Source organism: Herbaspirillum sp. alder98, from assembly GCF_020179755.1.
Taxonomy (GTDB): Bacteria; Pseudomonadota; Gammaproteobacteria; order Burkholderiales; family Burkholderiaceae_D; genus Herbaspirillum.
Genome location: NZ_JAIUCY010000010.1, coordinates 119,097 through 144,395 on the forward strand (window position 1 = coordinate 119,097; position 25,299 = coordinate 144,395).

Here is a 25,299-nt window from a genome sequence, read left to right on the forward strand (position 1 = left end):
ATCATCATGAGCAACCCCGCATTCACCATCAATCCTGCGCCTGAAGTCGCCGCCGCCGGCGTCGTCGAGGCCCTGCAAGGGATCGTCGTTTCACATCTGAGCGATAACCTGCAGCGGCTCTCGGGCATCACCGGGCTGCAGCGCTTCCATCGTTCGCGCAAGCTGGTCGGCACCGCATTCACCGTCAAGACCCGTCCCGGCGACAACCTGCTGATCTATAAGGCGCTGATGATGATGCAGCCTGGTCATGTGCTGGTGGTCGACGGTGGCGGCGAGACCATCAATGCGCTGGTTGGCGAGCTGATCATGCTGTATGCCCAGCAGCGTGGCTGCGCAGGCTTCGTGCTGGATGCGGCGGTGCGTGACACGGCGGCCTTCGAGCAGGCCGACTTCCCCTGCTACGCGCGCGGAGTCAGTCATCGCGGTCCCTACAAGACCGGCCCCGGCCAGATGAACGTGCCGGTCAGCATCGATGGGCAGGTAATTCACCCGGGCGATATCGTCGTCGGCGATGAAGATGGTATCGTCACCTTTGCGCAGAGCCGGGCCGATGCTCTTATCGAGGCAGCTCGCAAGACTGCTGCGGTCGAAGATGGCATCAAGGCTGAAATCGCTAACGGCAAGGTCGAGCAGACCTGGCTGGATAAAGTGCTAACGCCTTTCGATCTGTAACTGCTTCGGCTCTTCCCCGTATTCGACTCCAGGTGCGGCTGTAGGGCAGTGCTGTGGATAACTATTGCCTTTGCAACGGCACGCTAACTCATTCATCCGCATGACACCCAACGCATTGAAGCGCTACCTGTCGCTCCACGATTTCGAGAAGGCCGCCAAAGCGCTGCTGCCGGGGCCGCTCTATGCCTATGTATCGGGCGCAGTGGAGGATGAGGATTCTGTGACCGCCAACCGGTCTGCATTCAAGAATTATGCCTTCAAGCCGAACGTGCTGGTCGATGTGTCGAATGTGGATACATCGCTCACCTTGTTTGGCGTCAAATACGCGACACCGGTCGGCCTGGCGCCGATGGGGCTGGCCGCGATGACCAGCTATCGCGGAGATGTCAGCATGGCCGTCGCCGCCAAGAAGGCCGGCGCCATGTGCATCATGAGCGGGTCATCCCTGATTCGCCTGGAGGAGGTGATGGAGGCAGCGCCAGGAACCTGGTTCCAGGCCTACCTTCCCGGCCAGCAGGAGCAGATCGATGCGCTCATTGAACGGGTCCGGCATGCCGGTGTAGAAACCCTGGTGCTCACCGTCGACACGCCGGTTGCAGCGAATCGTGAAAACAATATCCGCGCCGGCTTCTCGACCCCGCTGCGTCCCAGCATCTCGCTAGCGTGGGAAGGCGTCACGCATCCCCGGTGGCTGCTGGGCACCTTCGTCAGGACGCTGCTGCGTCACGGCATGCCGCACTTCGAGAATAACTATGCCACGCGTGGCGCTCCCATCATGTCATCGAACGTGTTGCGCGATTTCTCTGACCGAGGGCACCTGAACTGGGCGCATGTGACAAGGGTGAGAAAGATGTGGAAGGGGCCGCTCATCATCAAGGGCATCCTCAACGTCACGGATATGCTCAGGGCGCGCAACATCGGCGCGGATGCCGTCATTATCTCCAATCACGGCGGGCGCCAGCTCGATGGCAGCGTGGCGCCATTGCTGGTCTTGCCCGAGATGATCGATGCCGCCGGTGACTTCCCGGTGATGCTCGACAGCGGCGTTCGCCGGGGAACCGATGTGCTCAAGGCGCTGGCGCTGGGGGCGAAGGCGGCCTGGATCGGTCGGCCCTTCAACTACGCCGCCACCGTGGGCGGTGAAGCGGGCGTGAGCCACGCGCTGGAGTTGATCAAGCAGGAGATCAAACGCGATATGGGGCTGCTGGGCGTGGTCAGCGTGCCCGGCATCACACGGGATCACATTTGCAGCAGCCGCTGACTACCGTTGAATAAGTCGCTGGCGGGCAGTGTTTTTTGCAGGATTCATTGCCTGGCCGCCAATGCGGGCCGCCATGGCGGCACTTAACCGATAAATTTCCCACCCGGGTACTGTTCGCAGATGAACTTCACGAACGCCTGGACTTTTGCGCTCTGCAGGCGGCGCGACGTGTGCAGGACCCAGAGTTCGACTTCTTCGCCGACTTTTCCCCACACCACCATTTCGCCGTTCTCGATCTGGCGCGCAATGATGGATTGCGGCAGCAGCGCCACCCCGGCGCCCGCTGCGACGGCATCTCGCACCATCAGTAATGACGACAGGCGCAGCACCGGTTGCGGTTCGACCACAAGTTTGCCGTTGCTGACAGCCCAGGTATCGCCGTCCCGATAGGACGGCGTGACGACCGCCGGTGCCGGGAAGGGCCGGGTGATGCGTCGGCCCGGCGCCGGTATCGAGGGCGCAGCGGCAAGTACCAGCTGGTCCCTGGCGAAGCACCTGCCGACGAGTGTGCTGTCTTCGCCCGGATTGATGCGGATGGAGACGTCGAAATGCTCCTCGACCAGGTCAACCAGCCGGTCTTCTGCCACAGCGTCGATCCGGACCTCTGGATAGATTGCCTGGAAGCTGGCGGCGAGCCGCCCCAGCGCCAATTGCGAGAAGACCAGTGGCGCTGCGATGCGCAGGCGACCACGTGGCACGTCAATGCCTTCCTGTACCTCCGTCATGGCTTCGGCAATTTCTCGCATAGGCCCATCGGACCGGGTCAACAGCAGCTGGCCTGCCGCCGTCAGTTCGAGGCTGCGAGCGCCGCGCTCGACCAGCCGCACGCCAAGCAGCTTTTCGAGATCGGCGACACGGCGCGAGAGGGTCGCCTTGGAGCGACCACTGGCGCGACTGGCGCGCCCGAATCCGCCGTGGGCGGCGACCAGTTGAAAGTCTGCAAGCGCATTGATGTCCATGGTGTCTCGATATTGATACGGAGTGTCTACATTCTATGGTCTTTGTTTTAAATGTGAAACTCATTATCGTTAGGTCCAACCCTAACCAAAAGGAGTTTTTCATGAAGAACATTCGCGCTTTGCAGTTGATGCAGTACGGCGGTCCCGATGCCGCCAGGATCTCGATGATTCAAGCACCGGTGGCGGGGCCGGGCCAGGTACTGGTCCGGGTCGCGGCGGCTGGCGTCAATGGGCTGGACTGGAAGGTCCGCGAGGGCTTCGTCAGGGATGCCTTCCCGCTGGAGCTGCCGACCGTCCTGGGTATCGAGCTGTCCGGCGTGGTGGAAGAAGTCGGTCCGGGCGTCACCGGATTTTCCCGAGGCGATCGCGTCATGGGCGGGCTCGGCGGCCTGGGTGCCTATGCGGATCTGGTAGCGGTGACGGCAGCCAATCTCGCAGTGGTGCCCGACGCCCTCAGTCTGGTGGAGGCAGCGGCGCTGCCGGTGGCGGCAGTGGCCGCATGGCAAAGCCTTCACTTTGCCGGCCCCGTTCGTGAAGGTCAGCGCGTCCTGATCCATGGCGCCGCCGGTGGTCTGGGCGGTTTTGCCGTGCAGTTTGCGCGGCAGGCGGGGGCCCAGGTGTTCGCTGTCGCCCGGGGCCGCGATATCGACTATGTGCGCGGGCTGGGCGCCGAGCACTTCATCGACTACGACGCAGGGCCGTTCGAGGCCATCGCAAAGGACATCGACCTGGTGCTTGATTATGCGGGTGGTGAAGTTCTGGCGCGTTCCTGGCAGGTGCTGTCCGCCCAGGGCGTTATCGTCAGCACCGCCTCGCCGGAAATCCTGGCCAGCACCCCAGCTGGACGTCGCGGTCTGTGGTTCATGAACAAGCCTGATGCCGAGCGGCTGAAGGCGATTGCAGATGAGGTAGCGCATGGGCGCCTGCAGTCCCGGATCAATGCCGTGGTTTCATTTAGTGAACTGCCTGCCGCCATCGAAAGTAACCGCACCCGGCCGCAGGTGGGAAAGACCGTGGTCGATTTTTCGCGTTGAGTCATGAGGGCGGGTGATGACGGATGATGACGGTGTGAACGGGTCATACCGTCATCGTCATTTGCGCCGCGTCCTGGTGCCTTCCAGCCACGCAAGAAATTCCGGATTGGCGCCATGCGCGATATTGACGCGCATGCCTGGCGGGCCACCGTCGGACACCATGAAGGCATCCGAGGCCGCAATGAAGATGCCTTGCTCGGCGGCATTCCTGACCAGGTCCATTTCGCGGGTCCACGCCGGAAGCTCAATCCACAGGTAGAACCCGCTGCCTAGCGGTCGGGCCACTTCGAATCCTGCGTTCGCCAGCCCTTGCACCGATTCTTCGGTCGCCTGGGCGATTCGTTCGCGCAGTCGCCTCAGATATTTGAGATAGCGCGCATCCTCGATCAGGGCCGAGACCAGGCGCTCGTTCTGCGCGGATGTGGCGATGATGGTGATGACCTTCATCTCGTTGAGCTCAGCCGCTATCGCCGGAGACGCTGCGATATAACCGACCCGGAAGCTGCCCGGGAGCGTCTTGGAAAACGAACCGACGTAGATCACGCGTTGCAACTGGTCGAGGGAGGCCAGTCGCGGCGCCGTGGCCGGCAGGATGTCGGCGAAGGGATCGCTTTCCACCACCAGCAGGTTCGCCTGCTCGGCAATCTTGAGCACACCATAGGCGTTGCCCGGGGTAATCGAGCCGCCGGTGGGATTTTGCGCCAGGGACTGGGTAAAGAATAAACGCGCGCCGCTCGACTTTGCCTTGGCCGCCAGGTCCTGCAAATCAGGGCCGTCATGATTGCGCCTGACGCCGATGATCCTGGCGCCGGCCACCGCGAGCTTCCAGAACAGGGGGTAATAACCGGGTTCCTCGACCAACACCGGATCGCCCGCATGGACATAACAACGGATGACCAGGTCAAGCGCGTGATTGCCGCCATAGGTCATCATGATCTGGTCGGTCTGGCATTGGATGCCACGTTCGGCAAGGATGGTACTCAACTGCTCTCGTAACGGCAGGAAACCCCATGGACTGTTATAGGACTCGGCGGTCGCCATCCGCGGTAATGCGATCGGACGCCGGAGTTCGGCCAGGTCCAGCCAGTCGGGAGGGAGCCTGCCATCACCCGGCCGGATCGGCAGGCGTCGCTCAAGCTGTTCATTCAATAATGCCGCGCGCTCGGCGGCGCCAGGACTCGGATGGGCCGCATCGCGAGTGCGCTTGGCCGGTATCTTCGAGACAAAGTAGCCGGAACCGGGTTTGGTCGCCACCACGCCTTGCGCCACCAGACGCAGATACGCTTCTACCACGGTGTTCTTGGCCACGCCCCTGGCGGCGGCCTCTTCGCGGACCGACCTCAAGCGGTCCCCGGCCCTGAGTTGTCCATCGCGCACGCGGCTCACCACGTCTTCGATGATCAGTTCGATTTTTGAATGGCTATTCATAAACTGTACCAGTAGCGTAACGGGTTCGGGTCGCTAAAAATGTGGCAACTGTACCAGTGCCATTAGTGATTTGCCAGATATCCTTCAAGCAAGCCAACAAGAGGTTTGCATTGAATGGATGGAGACAAAATATGAAACACGCTGACGAGCGCCTGTTCGCGCCGATTCCGCCGACCGAGCTGGGACTGGATTCGCGCATGGCAGAACCATGGTTCAAGGTGTCGGATGACACGTTGCAACTGGAAGGGCTTTGCTTCGACCGTACCGGTCATCTGTATTTCGTCGAGGTCTTTGGTGGCACGGTATTTAGATTGGATCCCGGCACCCGGAAGCTCGATGAAGTCTTGAAGCTGGCCGGGCAGAACCCGGCAAGCGTGAAGATCCACAAGGACGGCAGGCTCTACATTGCGTGCCTGGGTGATTTCAAGGCGGGCGGATTGGTCATCGTCAACCCGGACGGTTCGGGCAAGCGAACCATCCTGCAGGATTATGTCGTCGACGACCTGGTGTTCGACAGCGAGGGCGGCTTCTACTTCACCCACTTCGTCGGTTCGCCCGGCGATCCATCTGGCGGCGTGTTCCATGTGGATCCTAGCGAGCAGGTAACGCCGATCGCTGTCAACATGGCCGGGCCGAATGGCGTGGCGCTGTCGAAGGACGAGCGGGTGCTGTGGATAACTGAAACCAACGCCAACCGCTTGCATCGCATCGACCTGGCCGCCGACAGAAAAACCATTGCGCCTTATGGAACCAGCGTTCCGTATTACTTCACCGGATACCACGGTCCGGATTCGTGCAGCATCGACGCCGACGATAACCTTTATGTGGCGATGTACCACCAGGGCCGCGTCATGGCGTTCAATCGCTTTGGCTTTCCCATCGGCCAGTTCCTGATACCGGGTCGCGAACAGGGGCACCATCTGCTCACGACCCATCCCATGCTGGTTCCGGGGAGCACCCAGCTGCTTATCTGCACCAACGACCCGATAGGCAAGAACGGTTCATGGATTTTCAGTGCGCAAGGGTATGCACAGTCCCACCGCAGCTATCAATTTCAGTGAGAAGAGCAATGAAGAAGTTAGAGGGAAAGACTGCCCTGGTCACGGGGGCGGCCCGTGGGATTGGTCTGGGCATCGCCCAGCGCTTTGCTTCGGAGGGCGCCAATATCGTTCTTGCCGACCTGGATGAGGAAGGCGTCACGCGCGCCGCACAAGACGTTGCAAGCCAATACAAGGTCAGCGCCGTCGCGATCAAGGTGGACGTGGCCAACCCCACGGACAACGAAAAGATGGTCGAACGGGCGGTTGCTGAATTTGGCCGGCTGGATATCCTCGTGTGCAACGCCGGCATCGTCCGTCCGGCCAGGCCGCTGGAAGATATAACACCGGAGCAGTGGCGGCAGGTGATCGACATCAATCTGCTGGGTTATGTCTATGCGACATCGGCCTTCATCCCGCATGCAAAGAAGAACCAGAGCGGCAAGATCATCTATATGGCCTCGGTGGCCGGACAAGTGGGTGGCGTGGCCGCCGAGATTACTTATTCAGTCACCAAGGCCGGCGTCTTGTGCCTGACCAAGGCCACGGCCAAGCAACTGGGTCCTTACAACATTCACGTCAACGCGATCGCGCCAGGCACCATTGAAACGGCCATGACCGATGTCCTCCAGTATTCCCCTGAGGTGAAGAAAGCCATTCCCCTCGGGCGCTACGGGCAGGCCGACGACATCAGCGCCGCAGCGCTCTATCTGGCCAGCGAAGACAGCAAGTATGTGACCGGGGCCACGCTGGATGTCAACGGCGGCCTTTTTATGCGATAACAACGGAGGGAATCATCATGGATATGTACCAGAAGCGCGTGCGTCTGCGCGAATTGCTGAACGCCGAGGGGTGCACCCCCATCATGGGTGCCTACGATGTACTGAGTGCACGAATCATCGAGCAAACGGGTTTTCCCGTGCTCTATACCGGCAGCTTCGTCACCGGCGCCTGCAAGGGCTTGCCGGATGTCGGCCTGGTCCAGCTGCAGGACCTGATGGGGCTGGCGCGCGACATCGCCAAGGAGACCGACCTTCCCCTCATCTGTGACGCCGATACCGGCTGGTACCACGCCGCCAACATCTGGCGCACGGTGCACGAATTCGAGTCGGCCGGCGCATCGGCGATTCACATCGAGGATACGGTCTTCGGCAAGCACACGGATTATCCTGCCGTGTTGCTGGACAAGGACGTGATGTGCCAGCGCATCAGGGCATGCGTCGATGCGCGAAAGGACCCCAATTTCCTGATCATTGCGCGCACGGACGCGATCTACCTGCAAGACGATCCGGACGATGCAGTGGAGCGGATCAACGCCTACCTGGAAGCAGGGGCCGATGCCGGCTTCATCGTATTCAAGGGCTCTGTCGATTCGCTGGCGCAATACCGGGCCAGGATCAACGGTCCCGTGATCGTCACCAGCGTCGACTTTCAGAATTCGATCGACCAGGAAACTGTCGCCGGCGCGAACATGTCGGTCTATTGGCCGTTGACGATCTTCGCCGCCTTCAAGGCGGTCAAGCAGGTGTGCGAAGCGTTCCATCAGGGACGCGACGCCAGCAAGCTGAAGGAATACTGCTTCGATGAAGGCCTGATCAACAAGACCGTCAGCTACGATCGCTTCAACCAGAACATTGAAAAGTACGGCGCCGTCTGACGACCAGCAGACCGGCAGCGCGGACAAGACAAAACCATACAGGAGACAAATTGAACACCGCGACCATCATCCTGCTTCGCTAGACAAGCGTCAGGCCAGGTGGCCATTCCAGCCACGGCCACCTGCCTCGGCCAGCCCATTCGCTCCCCGTTTTCATCCAGTGACCTGGCGCACTGTGCGTCGTGGTTGAATCGAAAGAACTCAATGAAGAAAATCATCCTTCAAGTGGCCGTCTGTGCCTGTGCCGTATCGGCGTCGCTTGCGCACGCTCAAATCTCGGACGACAAGGTCCGCATCGGCTTCATCAGCGACATGTCCGGCCCCTTTGCCGATAACGACGGTCCTGGCGGGCTCGAGGCAATTCGAATGGCCGTGGCGGACTTCGGCGGCAAGGTCAATGGAAAGCCGATCGAGATCGTGTCGGCAGATCACCAGAACAAAGCCGATATCGCGTCGGCCAAGGCGCGCGAGTGGGTCGACACCCAGCGCGTCGACATGATCGTTGGCGGTTCCAACTCGGCGGCAATGCTGTCCATCAACAAGCTGTTGGCGACCAAGAAATTCGTCTTCCTGGTGGTCGCCGCAGGTGCCACCCAGTTCACTAACGAAGACTGCACGCCTTACACGATCCAGTACGCCTATAACACCACCGCAGTCGCCCGGGCGTTGACCAGCGCCACGGTGAAGCAGGGCGGCAATGCCTGGTATTTCCTGACCAGCGACTACACCTTCGGACATTCGCTGGAGGGTGAAGCCGCCAAGGTTGTCGGCGAGAATGGCGGCAAGGTGCTGGGCAAGGTGCGACATCCGATCAACACCGAGGATTTTTCATCCTTCCTGCTGCAGGCGCAGTCCTCGAAGGCCAATGTGCTGGGCCTGGCTTCCTCGGGGAGCGACACCATCAATGCCATCAAGGGGGCCAGGGAATTCGGCCTGACTAAATCGATGAAGATCGCCGGGCTGTTGCTTTTCGTCGGCAATGTGGAAAGCCTCGGCCTCAAGAATGCGCAGGGTTTGCTGCTTTCCGAATCATGGTACTGGGACCAGGATGACGCATCGCGCGCCTTTGCCAAGCGCTACTTCCAGAAAATGAAGAAGATGCCGAACAGCCTGCACGCCGCAGATTACTCGGCGACGATGAACTATCTCAAGGCGGTGCAAAGCGCCGGCTCGGATGATCCCGACAAGGTGGTGAAACAGCTGCGCGCGACCGGCATCAACGACTTCTATGCGAAGGGAACAATTCGGGAAGACGGTCAGATGGTCCACGATTTCCACCTGTACGAGGTGAAGACGCCGGCAGAGTCCAAGGGGAGCTGGGATTATCTGAAGAAGATCGCCACCGTCAGCGGAGACGCTGCATTCACGCCGTTGGCGCAGTCGACCTGTGCTCGCATCAAGAAGTGACAGGCAAGGGCTTGTGATCTTGTAATCTTGTAATGTTGAGAAAGGTACTTCGAAAGAAGTACCTTTCTCATGCGACATACTGTTAGCCATCACCCAGCAGTTGTTCCCATGTGCGATGTACGTGACGGCGCATGAATTCTCCCAATGCCTGGGCTTGTCTGGCGCTGAGCAACTTGATGATTTCCTCATGCTCATCGATGGCCGTGTGCCAGATCTCGGATGTCACGCTGCCTTGGAATCGATAGCGGTATAGCTGGCGATTAAGTAATTCGTGAATCTGCGCCAGGGTGCCATTGTGCGCCGCGTTGACGATGCCGCGATGGATGCGCTGGTTGAGATGGAAATAAGTTACCCGGTCACGGCGCTCGTATGCGGCCAGCATTTCGTGATGCAGGGCGCGAATCTCACTTATCTCATCGTCACTCGCCGTTTTGCAGGCGCGCAGCGCAGCCGATTCTTCAATCATCCCCAGCACATCCAGCTTCTCCTCGATCTGATCCGGCGTCAGCTCAGTGACGACCGCACCGCGATTGGGCAGCAGGCTGACCAGCCCATCGCTGGCAAGAATTTTCAGGGCATCTCTCAGCGGTGTGCGTGAAACCTGCAGCCGCTCGGCCAATGTGCGTTCACGCAGCGGCGTGCCCGGACGAAGTTCGTCGGTGACGATCAGGTCGCGCAAGCGTTCAGCCAATTGCTCAGCCAGAAGCTCCTGAACCGACTCGCGTTCTGACGCACCCTCTTTAGACTTGTCCGCTTCAACTGCGCCGGCTATTTCCACCTCCATTTTCCGAGGCGGCAAGGAAGTAGCTTTCAGTGTTTTTTTCATTATTGAATAGTTTCAAAAAGGAAATTAATTTTAGCGAATCCCTTTTTGGTATTCCGTATGTCGAATATTGATAACAATAAAATCAAGATGTTATAGCGTACAAAATAAATAAATTGACCTAAAAATATTTTGGTATACCATTTTGAACCGAAGCTATCGATCCCGGTCTGACCCGGGTTCGCAAAAATAAACGTATTTCAAATGGAGACACACAATGTTGAAAATACCAAAGTGGAAACCTGTCGTTGCTCTCTCGACGGCTGAGAAGATTCTTGCATCGGCATCAGTGTTCGCATCCGGTCATTGCCTGGCCTGACCCGAAAACTACTGCCCGCCGCGCCTTTCAGCGCCTGGTTTCATGCGCGATGCCCATTTCGCGCGTCATCGCAGATGACCACCGCAAGTGCAGGCGCCTTACCAACAGGACCCTCGTAGAGAATTCAACATTATGCATCCCGATGTCACGCAACTGGTCAGCCCCGTACTGGCGATCGTATTACTGATTCTACTCATCACGCGCTTGCGCTTTCACCCGTTCCTGGCGTTGATTCTATCCGCCGGCTTTCTGGGCATCGTCAGCGGCGTGTCGCCGGTCGATACGGTCAAGAGTTTCCAGAAGGGGTTTGGCAGCATCCTGGCTTCGGTAGGGTTGGTGGTTGGCCTGGGCAGCATGCTGGGCGGATTGCTGCTCGAATCGGGTGGCGCCGACAAGGTCGCCAATGCCTTCGTCGGACTCGGCTCCAAACGCTGGATTCCCACCACCATCTGTGCTGCTGCACTGTTGATCGGATTGCCTCACCTGTTCGATGTCAGCTTTGTCATGCTGGTGCCGCTGGCCTTTGTCATTGCCCGCCGCACCAATAGTTACATCCTGCGCATCGGCGTGCCGCTGGCTGCCGGCTTATACGTCTCACACGGCCTGCTGCCACCCCATCCTTCGCCCACCCTGGCCATGGCGGCCTATCACGCAGACGCCGGCAAGACGATCTTCTACGGTTTCCTGATTGCCATTCCGATGGCCATCATCTCCGGTCCCTTGTTCACGTCATTCATCATGCGCTGGTTTCCGGCCTCCGGCGGATTCGTCGAGGACGCTGCAGCGGCAGCGCCGGCGGCACCTGCATCGGATCGGAAACAGCCGTCGCTGGCATTGGTATTGATCTCGGTGCTGTTGCCGCCGGGGTTGATGATGCTGCGCACCTTCGGCCGCAATATGGTCGACAGCCACGGGGCGTTATACGCCTGGCTCGAATTTGTCGGCGACCCGATCGTCTCGCTCCTGATCGCCGTATTGTTTGCGCTGTATGCGCTGGGTATTCGTAGCGGTTTCACGCTCACGCAGATCCAGAAGATCCTGGGCAAGAGCCTCGCGCCGGCTGCCGGCGTGATCCTGATCCTGGGCGCCGGTGGCGGCCTCAAGGAAATGCTGGTGGCCACGCACGTCAGCGATCAGATCGCTCATTGGGCGATGAACTGGCAAATCAATCCGCTGATTCTCGGCTGGCTGATCGCCGCGCTGATTCGTGTCGCGATCGGATCAGCCACCGTTGCCACCGTGACCGCCGCCGGCATCGTCGCGCCACTGGCCGCGGCCGACCCGCATGTCAACCTGGAGTTGCTGGTGCTGGCGACCAGCTCGGGCGGACTGATGCTTTCGCACCTCAATGACTCCGGCTTCTGGCTGTTCAAGGAATATTTCAAGTTGAGCGTGTCCGAGACGCTGAAGAGCTGGACGCTCCTGGTATCGCTGCAGTCCCTGATCGGACTGGCCGGCGTGCTGATCCTGGACGCCCTTATTCATTAATCCCATTTATCTCAGGCCAGAAAGACAAACATGAACTACGAAACCCTGTTCCAGGATCTGCAGAATCGCACTATCCGCATCGCCCTGACTGGCGCCAACGGCGGTTTTGGCCGCTCGCTGTTAGTGCAGTGTCGCCATATCAAGGCCATCCAGATCGCGGCGCTTTGCGACCTCGACCTGGACGCCACCCGCACGGTACTTCTGTCGCTCGGCTATCCGGCCGAGAATCTGGTGACGTGCAACGATGCGCACGCCGTGCAAGCCGCCAATGCGCAAGGCCGGATTGCCCTGGTCAGCGACTATCGATTGCTCGACGCGGCCACCCTCGATATTGTGGTCGAAGCGACCGGCAACCCTGATATCAGTGCCCAGATTGCCGTCAATGCAATCCGCCGTGGCGTGCACGTGGCCATGGTCAGCAAGGAAACCGATGCCGTCGTCGGCCCCTACCTGAACCGTCTCGCGCTCGAACACAAGGTCGTCTACACCACCGCCGACGGCGACCAGCCGAGTAATCTCATCGGGCTGGTCACCTGGGCGCGGGTACTGGGATTCGAGGTCGTTGCGGCCGGCAAGTCCAGCGAATACGACTATGTGTATGACCCGGCATCCGGTGCGCTCGCCTATACCGACCAGCAGCACCAGATTCCTGCCCTGTCGGACTTGCTGTCGCTGGGCCAGGATGTGCCCGCCCGCCTGCAGGAGCGCCGCCAGGCCATCAGCGCCTTGCCGCAGAGCGCCACGCCGGATTATTGCGAAATGAACGTGGTGGCCAACTCGACCGGGTTGACGCCGGCCTGTGACGCCCTGAGTTATCCGCTGTGCCGCATCGCCGAACTGGCGGATATTTTCGTCCCCCGGGCCGATGGTGGCATCCTGGATCGCGAGGGCGTGGTCGACGTTTTCAATTGCCTGCGCCTGCCCGAGGAAGCCAGCTTTGGTGGCGGCGTGTTCGTGGTGGTGCGTTGTACCGACAGCGAGGTATGGGAAACGCTGCGTCAAAAGGGGCATGTGGTCGGCCGCAATGGTAAATACGCATGTATCTACCTGCCGTATCACCTGATGGGTCTTGAAACGCCCATCAGCTTGTTCTCGGCCGTATTGCACGGACGTCCGTCGGGCAGTGCGACGCAGGAAGTCCACGCCGTGATGGCGGCTCAGACCCAGCGCCAGTTCAAGGCGGGCGAAGTGCTTGCCATGCGCGGCCATCATCACAACATCGATGGACTGAAGCCTTTGCTGCTGCCTGCCAAGGAGGCTCATGGCGTTCACGCGCCATTCTATCTGGCGGCAAACCGTACCCTGCGGGTCGATGTGCCGGCGGGCGCCATCATCGGGCTGGACATGCTGGAGCTGTCCGATACGCCGTTGCACAACGCGTGGAAGCAACTCGACAAGAGCTGATCCCGGCGCTGCAGGACTGTTTCAACTCATGACGACGGGCTAAATGCCCGTCGTTTGGTTTTAGTTTTAGTAGATGGCGCCGGCCCCAGGCACAGCTTAGCTGGACGGCAGCGTGATGCCGGGGAAGATCTTGATCACGGCAGAATCGTCTTCGCCGCCATGTCCGGCGCTGGACGCCATCATGTACATCTGGTGGGCCGCGGCCGATAGCGGCAGCGGAAATTTGCTTTGCCGCGCGGTATCGAGCACCAGGCCCAGATCCTTGACGAAGATATCCACCGCCGACAGCGGGGTGTAGTCGCCGTTGAGAATATGTGGCACGCGATTTTCGAACATCCACGAGTTGCCGGCGCTATGGGTGATGACCTCATACAGCGCCGCCGGATCGACCCCTTCGCGCAAGCCGAGGGCCATCGCTTCGGCCGTGACCGCAACATGCACGCCGGCCAGCAGCTGGTTGATCAGCTTGATCTTCGAGCCGATGCCGTGGGCCTCTCCCAGCCGATAGACCTTGCCGGCCATGCCCTTGAGCACGTCGTCGACTTTCGCGTATACCTCGGCCGGGCCAGAGGTCATCATGGTCATCTCGCCGGAAGCGGCGCGGGCGGCGCCACCGGACACCGGCGCGTCCAGCAGCAGCAATCCCTGCTGCGCCAATCGCTGCGCCAGGGCGACCGAAAACTCGGGCGCCACGGTGGCGCTCGAGATCACGACACTGCCTGGCTTGAGACCATGGACGGCGCCCTTGTCACCAAACAGCACTTCTTCGGTCTGGGCCGCATTCACCACCAGGGTGATGACCACGTCAACGGCCGCGCCCAATTCTGCCGGACTGGCGCTGGCCACGCCACCGGCAGCAGCGAACTTGTTCAGCGCTTCCGCGCGCACATCGAAGGCGTGCACATTGAAGCCGGCCCGCAATAGCGAACTGGCGACGCCATAACCCATGGCACCCAGGCCGATCACGCCAACATTTCTTGCCATCTTGTTGTCTCCATTTGTTGTTTTGACCGTCGCAGGAAATGCAGATGCCGTCCCCGACAGCGGTTGATGAGGCGAGGCCGGTATTGCGGATTCGCATTCATGTCAGGGCATCATATAAATTTATTCCCCATCCAAGTATCAAGAATTTGATCCCGATAGGTGAAAATAAATAAGCCACCGCACTTATTCTGGTCTGCTGGTATCAGTCTTGCGACTACCCTTGGCGAGACTTTTTTCATTGAGATGCTCTTGCAGGAACTCGATGAATCGTTGCGTTTTTGCCGGTAGCAGACGGGTCTCCGTGAGGGCATAGACGGGTGTCGGGTTCCCCGCCCACTGGGGCAGGATCTGCCGCAGCCGGCCGGCAGCGACGTCTTCCTGCACTATCTCCCTGGGTAGCATGATCACGCCCAGGTCGAGTGTGGCCAGACGCCGGGCCATGCCGACGCTATTTATCTGAAATCTGCCACCGACCTCCACGTCGATGTTCTCGCCCGCGCGATGCAGTGACCATTTTCCCGATTTGGAAAAACCCAGGCATTCGTGTTTCGACAAATCAGCCGGTGTCGCAGGTTCGCCCGAGATGTCGAGGTAGCGAGGGGAGGCATAGACCTGCACCGACAACCGTGCGAGCTGGCGCGCGATCAGGGCTGAGTTGGGCAGTTCTCCCATGCGGATGGCGACATCGAAAGGTTCGGTCACCAGGTCCACGCGGCGTGGCGTCAGATCGAAATCAAAGCTGATTCCAGGATAGCGACGCGAGAATTCGGCGATCAGCGGGGCCAGATAGACGGTCGCAAAGTCGACCGGGAAAGATGCCCGCAACAGGCCACTGGGTTGCGCGAGCATTTCACCCAATTGCTCATGGGCAATGCGTGCCTCATCAACGATGCGCCGGCATCGATCGTAGTAAAGCCGCCCGGCCTCGGTCAGTTCGACCTTGCGGGTGGTTCGGTGCAGCAGGCGCAAGCCGATGGCTTTCTCCAGCGCGCTGATTCTTCGCGAAAGGGTTGAGTTGGGGACGCCTGTGGCATCGGCCGCCTTGCGAAAGCTCATGACACTGGCAACCTCGATGAACAAGGCCATGTCGTTCAGTAACTCCATCTTATTGTCCCATTTATGGATTAATCATTTCCAATCTACCACCTTTATCTCCTAAATGAATTAATCGAAGATGCATCCATCGCATCACGCAGTGAACTCAGCCGAAGGAAGAAAAAGCGCTGATGTGAATACTTTCAAGTCGCATCTGGTCGTTCGCCGTTTCGGCCTTCACTAACAAAAAGGATTTCATCATGAGCAAGCTTCTTACCCCTGTTCGTATCGGCCGCATCATTGCGCCTAACCGCCTCGTCATGGCGCCCATGACCCGCTCGCGTGCTGCCGATGACGGCGTGCCCGGCGATATCACCCTGACTTACTATGCTCAACGTGCCAGCGCAGGCCTGATCATCACGGAAGGCGTCTTTCCTGCTGCGCTCGGCAAGGGCTATGTCCACACCCCCGGTATCGCCACCGATGCACAAGTCGCGGCCTGGAAGAAGATCGCCGAAGCCGTGCATGCTCGCGGTGGCCGCATTTTCATGCAGCTGATGCATAGCGGTCGCATTTCCCACCCGACGCTGCTGGATGGTGAAACACCGGTGGCGCCCTCTGCGATCAAGCCCGAAGGGCAGGCCTGGACCAGCGCCGGCCAGGTCGACTATGTCACGCCACGTGAGCTGGCCCTGGCCGAGATCCCCGCTGTGATCAGCGAATTCCGCGCGGCTACCCGCCGCGCCATCGAGGCAGGCTTCGACGGCGTCGAACTGCACAGCGCATCTGGTTATCTGCCGGAGCAATTCCTGTCGTCGGGCAGCAATCATCGCCAGGATCAATATGGCGGGTCGGTCGAAAACCGCAGCCGATTCGTGCTGGAGGTGCTGGAGGCGATGGTGGCCGAAGCCGGTGGCGACCGCGTCGGCATCAAGATCTCGCCGGAGATGAACTACAACAGCATCACCGATGCTGATCCCCAGGCTACCTACACCTTTCTGGTCAAGAACCTGGCCAGGTTCAAGCTGGCTTATCTGCATGTCGCCCTGTTCGGCGCCAAGACCGACTATCACGGCGTGCTGCGTCCATTGTTCGATGGCACCTACCTGATGGGAAGCGGCCTGACACAGGAAAGCGCCGAAGCGGCTGTGTCGGCTGGCAATGCAGACGCCGCCGTATTCGGCAGCGCCTTCCTGGCCAACCCGGATCTGCCGGAGCGCTTCCGCACCGGCGCCGCCTTGAATACGCCTGACCGCAACACCTTCTTTGCGCCTCCCACTGCCCAGGGATATATCGACTATCCGGCCCTGGCCGTCGGTGGCGCCGTTTAAAACATCCGACACCAAGAAAGGAAGATGGCGATGAATACCACCATCACGCGCATGCAACGCGCCAACCGCGGCAGCGACTTCCGCGCTTATCGGCTGCATGCATCAGAGTCGTCGCAACTCGACCCATTCATGGGGATCGACCACGCCTGGATGAGCGCGCCGACGTTCCCGCCGCATCCGCATGCCGGCTTCTCGGCCGTGACTTACCTGTTCCTCGATTCGGAGACGGGCATCGTCAATCGCGATTCCCGTGGCAACAAGAACCTGATCGAACCGGGGGGCTTGCATTGGACTGCTGCGGGCTACGGCGTCATTCATGAAGAGAATCCGGCCGTGCTCGGCAGTACCACGCACCTGCTGCAGATATTCGTCAATCTGCCCGAGGCCACGCAGGACGCAGCACCCTTCGCGTTGACGCTGGCGCCGCAGGATGTGCCAGTGGTGCAACGGCCAGGGGCACGCATTCGTGTCCCGCTGGGCAGCTTTGGCGATGTTCGTTCTCCCTTGAATCCTCCTACCGAGGTGACGTTGCTGGACATTACGCTGCAAGCTGGCGCCGAACTGGAAATTGCAGTGCCCGCAGGTCGGCGCGCATTCTTCATGCCGATCTTCGGCAGTGCCGAGCTCGATGGACAGGTATTCGGCCTCGATGATCTCGGTGCACCGATTCTGCCGACGTCAAGCACCGCAGCCAGCCACAAACTGGTCGCCAGGGGGCAGGGCGCGAAGATCGCAGCATTCATCGGGGAACCGTTACATCAACCCGTACTTTCCAATGGCCCCATGGCCTTTGCCAGTCGGGAAAAGTTGAACGCGGCAGCTGCCGCTTATCACCGTGGCGAGATGGGCTCGTTGTAACAGGCGGCCACACGCATCGGGGCGACGCGCTTGTTCGCCCCAAAACATTAAAGGAGAACCACCATGAAAGTAGAACGCTTTACGGCTGAAAATTCGGCCCTGCTGCTGATCGATCACCAGGTCGGCACCATGCAACTGATCAAGAACATCGACACCGCGCTCGCGGCCAGCCAGTCGATCGCGCTGGCCAAGATGGCCAGGATTCTCAACCTGCCGGTCGTGATCACATCCAGTCAGGAAGACAACGCCCAGGGCCCGATTCTTCCCGAGATTGCCAACATCCTGCCGCAAGCCCACGCCGCTCGCATCAAGCGTCCTGGCGTAGTCAACGCCTGGGCCTATGCCGACTTCCGCGATGCCGTGATTGCCACCGGCCGCAAGAACCTGATCATGGCTGGCGTGACCACTGACGTGTGCCTGATCTTCCCCGCCATCGACGCCGCGCTGGAAGGCTTCAATGTGCAAGCCGTGATGGATGCCTCGGGATCGCCCAGCGGTCTGTCGGAAGAATTATCGCGCCAGCGCATGCATGATGCCGGCGTCGTGTTGACCGCCACCAATACCCTGATGGCCGAAATCGCCCAGGATTGGTCCACGCCGAATGGCCAGCAGCTCATTAGCTTGTTGTTCACTGACGTCTTTCCGGCGCTCGGGGCGTCGATTTCCTGAGCCGGGGCGCTGTTTCGCGGCAGGTTCGGCAACAACGCGGACAGCGCAGGTGAATCCGGTCGTTCTCTGTCTCATAACTTTCACCTATCTTTCAGGCGGCTTCATCCACAATGACAGGTATCCGACCTGACAAGGTGAAAAAGCTAAACATGGGACGCCACGTTACCCTTCTGCAGTCGCTTCATCTCACACCAATCAAGTTGGCGGAGATCCTGCTCTGGGTAACGCCGGCCATCTGGTCTTCCAATTACATCATTGCGCGTAGTGCCGTTGACGTTGTTCCACCAAATACGCTTGCGTTCGGACGTTGGCTGGTTGCGTTGATGTTGATGCTGCCGCTGGTGTGGCGCGAACGCAGTAACCTGGTCACACATGCACCACGAGAATGGAAGCAGTTGCTGACCTTTGGTGCGTTAGGAACCTGGATCTGCGGTTCATTTCCGTATATCGCCGGTTACACCACGTCAGCCACGAACATCGCGCTGATTTATTCGGCCGCACCGGTTGGCATCACACTGATCGGAAGTTATTTGCTCAGGGAAAAGCTGACGGTGCGCCAGCGGCTTGGGATGTTATTCGCCATCGCCGGGCTGTTATTCATCATATCCAAGGGCAGACTCGAATTGCTGCTGGGCATCCGCTTTGTGGCAGGGGATTTGTGGGTGGTCGCGGCGACCGTCGCCTGGGTCGGCTTCTCGTTGTTGCAGCAGTGGTGGAAAACTAGCCTGACACCGGTGCAGCGCCTCTTTGGAAGCACAATGGCTGGGCTGGTCATTCTGCTTCCATTTACCGTTTATGAAGCAACTGCATCCGATGCATGGCTGACACCGCATGCGCTCCTGTTGATTTTCATCGCCGGGCTGGTGCCTGGCTTGATGGCTTATCTGGCCTATACCTTCATGTTGAGTCAATTAGGTGCGACGCGTACCGCACTGGTGCTTTACCTCGGGCCGATCTATGCGGCAGTGGCGGCGTGGATGGTGCTGGGCGAAGCCCCGCAATGGTTTCATGCCGTTGGCGCCGCCCTGGTCTTGCCGAGCATCTATCTATCTTCGCGACGGGGCAGGCTTCAGCAGGATAAGCAAGATGACTGAAGCGGGCCATTTCAGTGAAATGACCCTTTTGTGAAGCGCGGGATGGACTCTCCGAAGCCCTACGGGGCGGCCAGGAGCCCCCAATCCGCTTGCCGCCCCCGTTTAATTAGCTTACTTGAGCCAAGTCTTGATGCGCTCGCGCAGCACCTCGCAGCTGATGCCGTAGCGGTCATGCAGGGTCGGCAGCGCACCGGCATCCAGAAATGCATCGGGCAAGCCAGCCATCTCGAAACCGGCCGGCTGCACGCGATTGCGCATCAACGTGGTGGCGACGATTTCGCCAAGTCCGCCAATGACGGAGTGGTTCTCGGCGACCACGACCAGGCGACTCTTCTTTTTGACCTGTTCCAGAACGGTAGCCTCGTCGAATGGCTTGATGGTCGGGCAATGCAAAACGCCGACGCTGACGTTGTCAGCCTCTAATGCTTTCGCCACTTCCAACGCACGCATGGTCATGAATCCACTGGAGATGATGAGGACATCGTTACCGTCGCGAAGCTCCTTGGCCTTGCCAAGCTCAAACTGGTAGTCGTACTCGTCCAGCACCAGCGGCACATTGCCACGTGCCAGGCGCATGTAGACCGGGCCCTTATGCGCCGCAATCTGCGGGACTGCCTGCTCCAGCTCCAATGCGTCGCAAGGGTCAACGATGGTCATGCCCGGAATGGCACGCATCATTGCCAGGTCTTCGGTGGCCTGGTGGCTGGGGCCATAGCCGGTCGTCAGTCCTGGCAGCGCGCAGCAAATCTTTACGTTGAGGTTTTCTTCAGCGATGACCTGGTGAATGAAGTCATAGGCACGACGGGTGGCGAAGACAGCGTAGGTGGTGGCGAATGGAATCAAACCTTCTTTCGCCATGCCGCCGGCGGCCGCCATCAGCAGCTGCTCAGCCATCCCCATCTGGAAGAAGCGCTCCGGGTAGGCTCGTTGAAAGAGATGCAGGTCCGTGTATTTCGCCAGGTCGGCGGTCAAGCCGACGATTTCAGGACGATTTGCTGCATAGTCGACCAGCGCCTTCCCGAACGGAGCTGCTTGAACCCGCTGTCCTTCGGCAGCGATAGACGCAATCATCGCCGACGTAGTCAGGCGCGGCTTCTTTTCGGCTACGGTATTCATGCTTGATTTCCTTGGTGGTAGGTCTGGTCAAGAATGTGCAGCGCTTGCTGCCATTCAGGCGGGTCAACGCGGATGAAGTGGTTCTTCTCGCGCTGCTCGAGAAACGGGACGCCCTTGCCCATGAGAGTGTCGAACAGGATCACGCGGGGCTTTGCTTCGGTCAGTCGGCGTGCCACGTCGAAGGACTTCACGACTGCGCCCAGGTCATTGCCGTCCACGCGTTGCACGTGCCATCCGAAGGATGCCCACTTTTCGGCCAATGGCTCGAATCCCATGATCTTGCTGGACGGGCCGTCGGCCTGCTGGTTGTTGATGTCGACCAGGCAGATGAGATTATCCAGTTGATGATGAGCGGCGCCCATGGCGGCCTCCCAGGTCGCACCTTCATCCAGTTCTCCGTCCGACATGGAGTTATAGACGAAAGCGGGATTCTTCTGATAGCGCAGGCCCAGGGCCATGCCAACGCCAATGGCGAGGCCTTGACCCAACGACCCCCCCGAGATTTCCATGCCCGGCGTATAGGTCGCCATACCGGACATGGGCAGCCGGCTGTCGTCGCTGCCGTAGGTCTCCAATTCTGCCTCGGGAACGATGCCAGCTTCGATCAATGCGGCATAGGCTGCAATCGCATAGTGGCCATGCGATAACAGGAAGCGGTCGCGGCCTTCCCATTCCGGTTCGGCGGGGCGCAGCGACATGGCGTGCTTGTAGGCGACGGCCAACACGTCGGCCCAGCCCAGCGCCTGGCCGATATAGCCTTGCCCTTGCACTTCGCCCATGCGAACGGCAAAGCGGCGGATTCGATATGCGCTCTCGCGCAAAATTGCCAGATTTTCAGACATGAGAGTCCTTTATTAGATGAAGACGTAATGGTTCAGAGAAATCCGATGGAGAACCACGGTACGAAGGCGACGATGAGCAACCCCACGACCAGCGCTCCCAGGTAGGGCCAGATACGCTTGACCGCGACGTCCGGATGCACACGGCCAATGGTGCAGGCGGCGTAATAGCCGAGCCCAAATGGCGGGGCGAACAGACCAACCCCCATCGACAGGATGATGACCATGGCGTAGTGCACTTCATGCACACCGATGGCCTTGGCGACCGGGAACAGCAACGGCGCGAACAGCACCATCGCCGGAATGCCTTCCAGGACACTGCCCAGAACAATGAATGCCGCGATAGAGACCAGCAGGAACCCGTATTTCCCACCCGGCACGCTCGTCATCGCTTCTGCCAACGAATGCGAGAAGCCGGACTGGGTCAGCGCCCAGGACATGCCGGTGGCGGTACCGATGATGAACAGGATCGCACCCGACAAGGCCGCGGTATCTACCAGCATCGGGTACAGGCGCTTCCAGTCGAATCGGCGGTAGATCAGCAATCCTGCCACGACGGCATAAGCAATACCGATGGTCGATACTTCGGTCGCAGTAGCAACACCTTCCACCACCGCCGTACGAATCAGAATCGGCAACAGCAGTGCCGGCAGCGCAATGACCAGGGTGCGCATCACGACCTTGCCAGGAGCGCGCTTGAAGCCTTCGGTGATTTCGGCACTGCGCCAGCGGGCCAGGATGGCCAGCAGCACGGCGAGCACGATGCCGGGCATGATGCCGCCGGTGAACAGCGCGGCGATGGAGACACCAGCCACCGAGCCGATCGTGATGAGCACCAGCGAAGGCGGAATTGTCTCGGCCATGGCACCGGAAGCCGCCAGCAGCGAGATGAGTTCGCCTTCGTGATTGCCGCGACGCTTCATTTCCGGCAACAGGACAGGGGCCACTGCGGCCATGTCGGCAGTCTTCGCACCAGAAATGCCGGACACCAGTAGCATGGCGCCCAGGAGCACGTAGTTCAGGCCACCACGCACGTGTCCCACCAGCGAGGCCAGGAAATCGACCATTGCCTTGGCCATCCCGGTCATTTCGACCAGGTGGCCCAGCAGGATGAACAACGGAACCGCGAGCAGAATGAGCGAGCTCATCCCTTCGTCGAAGCGCCCCGCGACCACCGCCAGCGGGCTGGTGGTCACCGTCAGCATGAACGCCACCGTCGCCAGGCCGAAGCAGAAAGCGATGGGAATACCCAGCAACACCGATACGCCAAGCAGCAGGCCGAAAAAAATCACCAGATTCCAGTTACCAATGCCTTGCAGCCAACCGGACCCCAGATACATTGCGGCGCCTGCGACTACGATCAGTGCAACGACGCCTGCCAGGTCACTCAGGCGCTGGCGCGAGATGCGAAGAAGGCCGATCGCAATCATCAGTGCCGCCCCCACGGCGACTGCGGCTGCGCGTACCGTATTCGGCCAGCCCAATGCGGGGGTCTGAACGAACATCTCGTCTTCGGCGTATTCCCACATGGGCCCCATGAGGATGAGCAACATCAAACACGGCGCGATAACCGCCAGGGCCTCGGCCCAGGCCTTGCCGCGCTCACTCAGGAAGCCGAGTAATACGGTCGTGCGCATGTGCGTGCCGCGACGAAGCGCCACGGCGGCGCCGAGATTGGCCAGCCACAAGAACAGGATGGAAGCCAGTTCGTCCGTCCACGGGAGCGGGCTGTTGAAAATGAACCGCATGACCACACCGGTCAAGAGCACGCCCACCTCACCCACGACGAGCGCGGCGGCGGGAATCTCGATGGCATGACCCAGCCAGTTCTCCATGCGGGCAGACAGCGAGGTGTCCGCTACCGTCGGTTGCTCAAGCGACATGGTGCTCACCCCAGGCTCCCGACGCTGTTCTGCAGCAGCTTCCAGGCATCTTCACCGAACTTGGCGCGCAGGTCCTTGTAGAACGAGCCTTTGGCCAGGGCTTCCTTGAAGGAGTCCTTGTCGGCTTCGATGATTTGCACCCCTTTCCCCTTCAAGTCATTGCGCGCGAATCCCGAGAGCGCAGCAATGTCTGCGCGCTCGTCGCTGGCGGCCTTGTCCAGTTCGCGACGGACGATTTCCTGGATGTCTTTCGGCAGACGCTCGATGGCCCGGCGATTGCCCAGAATCCAGTAGGCATCCCAAACGTGATTGGAAATGGTGCAGAACTTCTGCACTTCATACAGACGCGCGGTACTGATGATGGCCAGTGGATTCTCTTGTCCCTCTACCAGTCTTGTCTGCAACGACGAATACACTTCGTTGAAGTTGATGGGAGTCGGGCTCGCGCCCAATGCCGTGAACAGTGACGTCAGCATTGGCGCCGCAGGAACACGCAGCTTCAAGCCCTTCAGATCCGCTGCCGTCCTGACCTGCTTGGTGGACGTGGTGATCTGGCGGAAGCCGTTATCCCACGGCTTGGACATGGTCAACAGGCCGACCTTCTCGATCTGGGCACGGACATACGCCCCCAGCGGACCGTCCATCGCTTTCCATACTTCCTGGTAATCGTGGAAGGCGAAGCCGGTATTGACGATGCCAGCTGCTGGCACCAACGTCGAGAGGACCACACTTGCCTGATTGAAGAATTCGACGCCGCCATTACGGATTTGCGACATCAGGTCAGTATCCGAACCCAGCTGATTGGCCGGGAACAGCTTGATCTCCAAACGGCCATTGGTGGCGCTACGGATGCGGTCGATAGCTTCTTGCGCACGCTTGTTGACCGGATGGGACGGGTCCTGGCCGGTCGCGAACTTATAAGTGAATTCGGCCGCATTGGCCGGACGCGTCATGATGGAAAACAAGGGAAGTGCTGCCCCAACAGCACCGGCCTTCAACATTTGGCGGCGGGAAATGCCTTTCTTGGCGTATTCGGTTGTCATGTCTGGTCTCCTGTTTTTCTGATGTCGTGAATGCCGGCGGCGCCGGCTTAGTGAATCAACATGCCGCCATTCACATCGAGTGTGATGCCGGTGCAGTATTGAGAAAGGTCGCTGCCCAGGAAGACGCAGGCGCCGCCGATGTCATCGGCGCGACCCAGGCGCGCCAGGGGAATGGTTTCGGCGATTTCAGCTTTCTTCTCTTCGGTCAACTTGCCCTTGATGATGTCGGTACCAATCAGGCCGGGGGTAATGCAGTTGACGCGAATGCCTTCTGGACCGAACTCGCGCGCCATCGCGCGCGCCAGGCCAAGTACGCCGGCCTTCGCTGCTGAGTAGTGGGGGCCGCCCAGGATGCCGCCGCCGCGTTGTGCGGATACCGACGAGATGCAAACGATGGAGCCATTCTTTTGTTTTTGCATCGCAGGCAGAACCGCTTGCGACATGTACAGCGTGCCGCGCAGGCTCACGTCCAGAATGCGGTCGTAATCCTTGCCGGTGATGTCCAGGGTCTTCACCGGCTGTGTGATGCCGGCGTTATTGATGAGGATGTCGATGCGGCCGAATTTGGCGAGTGCCGCGGCAGCGGCAGCGTCGCATGACGCCTTGTCTGTGACATCGGCCACCAGGCCGAGATGACCCTCGCCCAGACGCGCTGCGGCAGCGGCAGGGTCAGCCTGTTCCAGATCCAGCACGACTACCCGGGCTCCGTGCGATGCCATGAGACGCGCCGTGGCGAAACCCAGGCCGTTGATCCCTGCACCGCCGGTGATGACGACGACTTTATCGTTGAGCAGCATGAAATACATCTCCAGTTGGTTGGCGTTCGTTGGTGGGAACACTGGAGACAATGCGGGCATTTGTGCGCTGCAATGCAGCTCTATCGGCCGCTTACCACTGTCTCCTTTTGTTCTGGGTTCGAATCTTCAACCTTTGACGACTTGACGACAAGCGAAGTCTC

At 59.9% G+C, this 25,299-nt stretch carries 23 protein-coding genes; 13 read left to right on the forward strand and 10 right to left on the reverse strand.

Annotated features, from left to right (window positions below; genetic code table 11):
• The first annotated feature begins 6 nt into the window (after nt 1–6).
• Nucleotides 7–672, forward strand: coding sequence for an RraA family protein (locus tag LBW87_RS19755; protein WP_225203174.1), 666 nt, complete (start codon nt 7–9; stop codon nt 670–672).
• A gap of 100 nt (nt 673–772) precedes the next feature.
• Nucleotides 773–1,933: an alpha-hydroxy acid oxidase gene (locus tag LBW87_RS19760; protein WP_225203175.1), complete on the forward strand. Its 1,161-nt coding sequence runs from the start codon at nt 773–775 to the stop codon at nt 1,931–1,933.
• An 83-nt stretch (nt 1,934–2,016) separates the two neighbouring features.
• On the opposite strand, the gene LBW87_RS19765 is transcribed toward LBW87_RS19760, so the two are convergent.
• A complete protein-coding gene (locus LBW87_RS19765; protein WP_225203176.1) occupies nt 2,017–2,892 on the reverse strand; it encodes a LysR family transcriptional regulator in 876 nt (291 codons plus the stop codon).
• A 101-nt stretch (nt 2,893–2,993) separates the two neighbouring features.
• Between LBW87_RS19765 and LBW87_RS19770 the strand changes: the two genes are divergently transcribed.
• Nucleotides 2,994–3,926 (forward strand): NADP-dependent oxidoreductase, encoded by a 933-nt coding sequence (locus tag LBW87_RS19770; protein ID WP_225203177.1) that lies wholly within the window; start codon nt 2,994–2,996, stop codon nt 3,924–3,926.
• Nucleotides 3,927–3,983: 57 nt separating this feature from the next.
• Here the strand turns inward: LBW87_RS19770 and LBW87_RS19775 are convergent, their stop codons facing one another.
• Nucleotides 3,984–5,354 carry a PLP-dependent aminotransferase family protein gene (locus LBW87_RS19775; RefSeq protein WP_225203178.1) on the reverse strand — a complete coding sequence of 457 codons (1,371 nt, stop codon included), beginning with the start codon at nt 5,352–5,354 and terminating at the stop codon, nt 3,984–3,986.
• A gap of 131 nt (nt 5,355–5,485) precedes the next feature.
• On the opposite strand from LBW87_RS19775, the gene LBW87_RS19780 reads away from it, so the two are divergent.
• From LBW87_RS19780 to LBW87_RS19795, 4 genes are all read left to right on the forward strand, one after another.
• Entirely contained in the window at nt 5,486–6,415 is a 930-nt protein-coding gene (locus LBW87_RS19780) for an SMP-30/gluconolactonase/LRE family protein (RefSeq protein ID WP_225203179.1), read from the forward strand.
• A gap of 8 nt (nt 6,416–6,423) precedes the next feature.
• The gene (locus tag LBW87_RS19785; RefSeq protein WP_225203180.1) at nt 6,424–7,173 is read left to right on the forward strand and encodes an SDR family NAD(P)-dependent oxidoreductase; all 750 of its coding nucleotides are present in this window, start codon (nt 6,424–6,426) and stop codon (nt 7,171–7,173) included.
• A gap of 17 nt (nt 7,174–7,190) precedes the next feature.
• Nucleotides 7,191–8,048 carry an isocitrate lyase/PEP mutase family protein gene (locus tag LBW87_RS19790; RefSeq protein WP_225203181.1) on the forward strand — a complete coding sequence of 286 codons (858 nt, stop codon included), beginning with the start codon at nt 7,191–7,193 and terminating at the stop codon, nt 8,046–8,048.
• Nucleotides 8,049–8,252: 204 nt separating this feature from the next.
• The gene (locus tag LBW87_RS19795) at nt 8,253–9,455 is read left to right on the forward strand and encodes an ABC transporter substrate-binding protein (RefSeq protein ID WP_225203182.1); all 1,203 of its coding nucleotides are present in this window, start codon (nt 8,253–8,255) and stop codon (nt 9,453–9,455) included.
• A gap of 82 nt (nt 9,456–9,537) precedes the next feature.
• On the opposite strand, the gene LBW87_RS19800 is transcribed toward LBW87_RS19795, so the two are convergent.
• Nucleotides 9,538–10,281: a GntR family transcriptional regulator gene (locus tag LBW87_RS19800; RefSeq protein WP_225203183.1), complete on the reverse strand. Its 744-nt coding sequence runs from the start codon at nt 10,279–10,281 to the stop codon at nt 9,538–9,540.
• Nucleotides 10,282–10,729: 448 nt separating this feature from the next.
• On the opposite strand from LBW87_RS19800, the gene LBW87_RS19805 reads away from it, so the two are divergent.
• Both LBW87_RS19805 and LBW87_RS19810 read left to right on the forward strand, forming a co-directional pair.
• Complete coding sequence (locus tag LBW87_RS19805; RefSeq protein ID WP_225203184.1) at nt 10,730–12,085, forward strand: gluconate:H+ symporter; 1,356 nt, start codon at nt 10,730–10,732, stop codon at nt 12,083–12,085.
• A 30-nt stretch (nt 12,086–12,115) separates the two neighbouring features.
• Nucleotides 12,116–13,489, forward strand: coding sequence for an NAD(P)H-dependent oxidoreductase (locus tag LBW87_RS19810; RefSeq protein WP_225203185.1), 1,374 nt, complete (start codon nt 12,116–12,118; stop codon nt 13,487–13,489).
• Between the two features lie 96 nt (nt 13,490–13,585).
• Here LBW87_RS19810 and ltnD read toward each other — a convergent pair whose 3' ends face one another.
• Both ltnD and LBW87_RS19820 read right to left on the reverse strand, forming a co-directional pair.
• Nucleotides 13,586–14,473 carry an L-threonate dehydrogenase gene (ltnD, locus tag LBW87_RS19815; RefSeq protein ID WP_225203186.1) on the reverse strand — a complete coding sequence of 296 codons (888 nt, stop codon included), beginning with the start codon at nt 14,471–14,473 and terminating at the stop codon, nt 13,586–13,588.
• 183 nt (nt 14,474–14,656) lie between these two features.
• Nucleotides 14,657–15,577 carry a LysR family transcriptional regulator gene (locus LBW87_RS19820; protein ID WP_225203187.1) on the reverse strand — a complete coding sequence of 307 codons (921 nt, stop codon included), beginning with the start codon at nt 15,575–15,577 and terminating at the stop codon, nt 14,657–14,659.
• Nucleotides 15,578–15,768: 191 nt separating this feature from the next.
• On the opposite strand from LBW87_RS19820, the gene LBW87_RS19825 reads away from it, so the two are divergent.
• The 4 genes from LBW87_RS19825 (at nt 15,769) to LBW87_RS19840 (ending at nt 19,460) form a co-directional block, all read left to right on the forward strand.
• Complete coding sequence (locus LBW87_RS19825; RefSeq protein WP_225203188.1) at nt 15,769–16,839, forward strand: alkene reductase; 1,071 nt, start codon at nt 15,769–15,771, stop codon at nt 16,837–16,839.
• Between the two features lie 30 nt (nt 16,840–16,869).
• Nucleotides 16,870–17,697, forward strand: coding sequence for a pirin family protein (locus LBW87_RS19830; protein ID WP_225203189.1), 828 nt, complete (start codon nt 16,870–16,872; stop codon nt 17,695–17,697).
• A 63-nt stretch (nt 17,698–17,760) separates the two neighbouring features.
• Nucleotides 17,761–18,366, forward strand: coding sequence for an isochorismatase family protein (locus tag LBW87_RS19835; RefSeq protein ID WP_225203190.1), 606 nt, complete (start codon nt 17,761–17,763; stop codon nt 18,364–18,366).
• Nucleotides 18,367–18,515: 149 nt separating this feature from the next.
• Complete coding sequence (locus LBW87_RS19840) at nt 18,516–19,460, forward strand: DMT family transporter (protein WP_225203191.1); 945 nt, start codon at nt 18,516–18,518, stop codon at nt 19,458–19,460.
• Nucleotides 19,461–19,571: 111 nt separating this feature from the next.
• Here LBW87_RS19840 and LBW87_RS19845 read toward each other — a convergent pair whose 3' ends face one another.
• The 5 genes from LBW87_RS19845 to LBW87_RS19865 are packed head-to-tail and all read right to left on the reverse strand — an operon-like array spanning nt 19,572 to nt 25,138.
• On the reverse strand, nt 19,572–20,576 hold the full coding sequence (locus tag LBW87_RS19845) for a transketolase family protein (RefSeq protein WP_225203192.1): 1,005 nt from the start codon (nt 20,574–20,576) through the stop codon (nt 19,572–19,574).
• Complete coding sequence (locus tag LBW87_RS19850) at nt 20,573–21,418, reverse strand: transketolase (protein WP_225203193.1); 846 nt, start codon at nt 21,416–21,418, stop codon at nt 20,573–20,575. Before LBW87_RS19850 ends, LBW87_RS19845 begins: the two co-directional genes overlap by 4 nt.
• 32 nt (nt 21,419–21,450) lie before the next feature.
• Nucleotides 21,451–23,307: a TRAP transporter large permease subunit gene (locus LBW87_RS19855; protein ID WP_225203194.1), complete on the reverse strand. Its 1,857-nt coding sequence runs from the start codon at nt 23,305–23,307 to the stop codon at nt 21,451–21,453.
• Nucleotides 23,304–24,341: a TRAP transporter substrate-binding protein gene (locus tag LBW87_RS19860; RefSeq protein WP_225203195.1), complete on the reverse strand. Its 1,038-nt coding sequence runs from the start codon at nt 24,339–24,341 to the stop codon at nt 23,304–23,306. The genes LBW87_RS19855 and LBW87_RS19860 overlap by 4 nt, the downstream gene beginning before the upstream one ends.
• Nucleotides 24,342–24,388: 47 nt before the next feature.
• The gene (locus tag LBW87_RS19865) at nt 24,389–25,138 is read right to left on the reverse strand and encodes an SDR family NAD(P)-dependent oxidoreductase (protein WP_225203196.1); all 750 of its coding nucleotides are present in this window, start codon (nt 25,136–25,138) and stop codon (nt 24,389–24,391) included.
• Nucleotides 25,139–25,299: the final 161 nt, after the last annotated feature.